Raw genomic sequence first — 2,550 nt, 5'->3', positions numbered from 1 at the left:
CGTAAGCGCGAATTTCTGTGCGCCTTCTGAGGCGCAGTGCTCTGATGCATGAAGTGTCCACCAAAAATAGGTGGACACCAAATCATGGACGATACTCCTAAACTGCAGGTGCGGCTTGTTGGCCGCGACGGCCGCCGTCGATATGACCCTGCCTCCCGAGATCAGCTTGTCGCAGCGTGTTTAGAGCCCGGCGTTTCGGTTTCGCGTCTAGCTCTGGAGCACGGCGTCAACGCCAATCTCGTTCGCAAGTGGGTGAAGAGAGCCAAAGAAGATAGTGCTTTGCCTGCGGTATCTACGTTCGTTCCGGTTCAGATAGCTACAGATATGCACTCGTCTTCTGCCAGCGGTCCACTGACGAAGGTGGAGCCGGTCGGCAAGCGATCTCATGCATCCAAGCTGAGCGCGGTGCTGCCGAACGGGGTCAGCCTGACGCTGGAATGCAGCGATGTCGATGGTCTGGCGGCAATCATAGGAGCGTTGAGCCATGTTCAGACTGGGCGCTGATCTGAAGGTCTACCTCCATCGGGAACCCATCGATTTCCGCGCGGGCATCAACAGCCTCGCGGTCCTTGTGCAAGAGGTGATGGAGCTAGACCCGTTTGCTCCATCGGTGTTTGCCTTCTGCAATCGCAGGCGTGACCGGGTGAAGCTCTTGTTCTTTGATCGGTCCGGGTTTGTTATGGTCCTGAAGAAGCTAACGGAAGACCGGTTCAGGTGGCCCCGCCGGGAAACTGCGGTGGTGACGCTGACGACAGAGCAACTCCACTGGATCCTCGATGGCATCGATATCGATGCGATGGTCCGCCATCCCGTGCGGCAGTATCAGATTGCTGGCTGAGGATGGCAAATTGCGATTGACGCGCAGGGGCGGTTCAGATTCAAGAATCTGATGACGCGCACCGGCGAACCGAGCATTGCAGAACTGATGGCGCAATTGGCAGCCAATGCTGCCGAAATCGCGGCGCTCAAAGCCGAGAAGGAAGCGCTCTCGCAGCGGGTCGTCAAGCTTGAAGAAGAACTGGCACTGGCAAAGCTGCACCGCTTTGCCCCGCGCAGTGAAAAGCACATTGATCGTCTCTTCAACGAGGCCGAAGAGGCTGCGGTCGAGGATGACAGCGAGGCGGGCGATGTTGTCGAGCTTCCGGACACCGGCCTGCCAGCGGTAGAAGGTCAAACGGGAAAGAAGCGTGGACGCAGACCTCTACCGGCAGACCTGCCGCGCGAGCGTGTCGAATACGACCTTGCTGACGATCAGAAGGCTTGCCCGTGCTGCAAAAGCCAAATGCATCGAATGGGAGAAGCCGTTAGCGAGCAGCTCCATATCGAGATCAAGGCAAAGGTCCTGCAGAACGTACGGTTCAAATACGCCTGCCGGCACTGTGACCGTACAGGGATTAACACGCCCGTCGTAATCGCGCCCATGCCCACGCAACCCCTGCCGGGCAGCATCGCCACCGCGTCGACGCTCGCCTTTGCTCTCGTCCACAAATACGTAGATGGCACGCCGCTCTACCGCGTGGCTCAGACATTCGAGCGTGCTGGCGTTCCGATTAGCCGTGGCGCTCTTGCGCATTGGGTCATCGGCTCGAGCGAGAAGCATCTATATCGCATCTACGATGCTTTGAAGCTGCGGCTGCAATCGCAGTCTCTCATCCATGGCGATGAGACGACGGTTCAGGTGCTGAAGGAAAAGGACAAGGAAGCCACCAGCACGTCGTACATGTGGGCGTACCGCAGCAGCGAGAACAGTGACGAGCCGATCGTGCTTCTCGACTACCAGCCCGGCCGCGGTCAGATTTATCCGCAGACCTTCCTTGGTGACTACCGTGGCATACTCGTCACTGATGGCTACACCGCCTGGCGCACATTGAATGGCGCAACCCATGTCGGATGCATGGCTCACTCCAGGCGGCGCTTCGTTGATGCCCTCAAGGCGAGAAAGAATGGTGGCGGCCCGCCGGAGCAAGCTCTCAGGTTCTTCGAACAGCTCTACCGGATCGAAAGGCAGGCGAGAGACAAGACCCCAGATCCAGGCGAGACAAAGGCCGATTGCATTCGCCGTTTCCGCCAGCAGCACAGCCTGCCTGTCCTGAACGCCCTAAAGACGTGGCTCGATAACATCGCGCCGAAGGTCGTACCGGATACCAAGCTCGGCGATGCTGTGTCCTACACCCTGAACCAATGGGATTATCTGACGCGCTACACCAGCGACGGCAGGATGCCGATCGATAACAACATTCTGGAACGCGAGATCAGAGTTTTTGCCACCGGAAGAAAATCGTGGCTGTTCAGCGATACCGCTGACGGAGCCAAGGCCAGCGCCGTGATCTACAGTCTCATGCTGACCTGCCGCGCCTGCGGCGTCGACCCGCTCACCTGGCTACGCCACGTGCTCACTGAGTTGCCACAGCGGGGCCAAGCGGCCGAAATCGGCGACCTTTTGCCGTTCAACTTCTCCAGGGCAAATGCCCAATAAAGCTGGGTACCGCTAGAATCCGTGCGCGATTACCCCTGAAGAGGCCGTCTAGGCGCATCGAAAATCGCGCTTAC

3 protein-coding genes are annotated in these 2,550 nt (G+C 58.5%); all 3 read left to right on the top strand.

Features of this window, described 5'->3' with window-relative positions:
- Positions 1-84 precede the first annotated feature (84 nt).
- Genes tnpA through tnpC form a run of 3 tightly spaced genes read left to right on the top strand, consistent with a single transcriptional unit; the run spans position 85 to position 2,476 of the window.
- Positions 85-504 (top strand): IS66-like element accessory protein TnpA, encoded by a 420-nt coding sequence (tnpA, locus tag QSK43_RS26955; RefSeq protein WP_416333624.1) that lies wholly within the window; start codon positions 85-87, stop codon positions 502-504.
- Positions 485-838, top strand: a complete 354-nt coding sequence (gene tnpB, locus QSK43_RS26950) for an IS66 family insertion sequence element accessory protein TnpB (RefSeq protein WP_012477958.1) — start codon at positions 485-487, stop codon at positions 836-838. The genes tnpA and tnpB overlap by 20 nt, the downstream gene beginning before the upstream one ends.
- A gap of 51 nt (positions 839-889) precedes the next feature.
- Complete coding sequence (gene tnpC, locus QSK43_RS26945; protein WP_332306013.1) at positions 890-2,476, top strand: IS66 family transposase; 1,587 nt, start codon at positions 890-892, stop codon at positions 2,474-2,476.
- Positions 2,477-2,550 lie beyond the last annotated feature (74 nt).

This window comes from Rhizobium sp. GR12, from assembly GCF_036596185.1.
In the GTDB taxonomy this organism is placed as follows: Bacteria; Pseudomonadota; Alphaproteobacteria; order Rhizobiales; family Rhizobiaceae; genus Agrobacterium; species Agrobacterium nepotum.
This window is presented reverse-complemented; position numbering and strand designations above follow the sequence as displayed.